2 protein-coding genes are annotated in these 999 nt (G+C 34.9%); both read right to left on the bottom strand.

Annotated elements, in window-relative coordinates; genetic code table 11:
• Positions 1–199 precede the first annotated feature (199 nt).
• On the bottom strand, positions 200–490 hold the full coding sequence (locus ACE1ET_RS20460) for a helix-turn-helix domain-containing protein (protein WP_375730287.1): 291 nt from the start codon (positions 488–490) through the stop codon (positions 200–202).
• A complete protein-coding gene (locus tag ACE1ET_RS20455) occupies positions 487–837 on the bottom strand; it encodes a type II toxin-antitoxin system RelE/ParE family toxin (protein WP_375730286.1) in 351 nt (116 codons plus the stop codon). The genes ACE1ET_RS20460 and ACE1ET_RS20455 overlap by 4 nt, the downstream gene beginning before the upstream one ends.
• Positions 838–999 lie beyond the last annotated feature (162 nt).

Here is a 999-nt window from a genome sequence, read left to right as displayed (position 1 = left end):
ATAGGGTGGAGGCCAATTTATAAGATCTCAAACAACTAATCCCGGCATTGCTTACAACGTTCCCGCGGTATGGTGTCTTGGCAGTTTCTTTCACCCGTGAAAGGAACTGTCAAGACGAAAGGGACAGACAGCGAACGTTGATACATTTTATTTAAATTACTGCCATGCACTATGACCGCGTGTTGCCTGCAGTAGTTTTTTATCCAATTGAAATATTCAAATGTTTTCCTAATCCAATTTCAATTAATTTGTAATAGGTCGAGATTTGTATATCACTTTGTCCTCTCTCAATTCTTGAAATATAGCTCTTTTTTGTCCCAGTTCTTTCAGCAAGTTCTTCCTGAGTCACTTGTGCTTCTTTCCTGGCTTCTTTAAGCATAACTCCTAATCTGAAAGCTAGTGAATCAGAATCATATTTATCTCTTTTTGAAGTCCCTTTTTCTCCGTATTTTTCTTTTAATAAGTCTTCGAAATCAGTTAAATTTTTCATTTTGAAGATCCTCCATATTTTTCTGTTAAGTACTCTTTTTTTAATTTCTCAGCCATTTTAATCTCCTTTTGGGGAGTTTTCTGACTCTTTTTTAGAAAGCAATTTGTCAGTACTACTAAGTCTCCTTTATCTTGAAAGCATAAAATCCTAATACTCTTAAAAGTCGTAATTACTCTAACTTCCCAAATTCCATCAGTATTTTCAAGTAACTTGTAAAACTTCTTGGGAACTTGTCTTTCAAATCTAACCAGGTCAAGTACATATTCAATTTTCTCTTGAACCTTTGAGTCCTGACTTTTATAGAAATTGACAAAATAGTCCTTGTATGCAATTATCTTTCTAATCATTTAACAAAGTTAACTCATTAGTTTACTTTCTCAAAATCAAACATGGATTATTTTAAGTAGAATTTTCTTTTTTCACTATTGCAGGCAACGGTCCCGCGGTATGGTGTCGTGGCAGTTTCTTTCACCCGTGAAAGGAACTGTCAGGACGAAAAGAGCAGGCTG

Origin of the sequence: Quyinboa mangrovi, assembly GCF_042219825.1 — a bacterium.
GTDB lineage: Bacteria > Bacteroidota > Bacteroidia > Bacteroidales > UBA5342 > JBHJHP01.
This window is presented reverse-complemented; position numbering and strand designations above follow the sequence as displayed.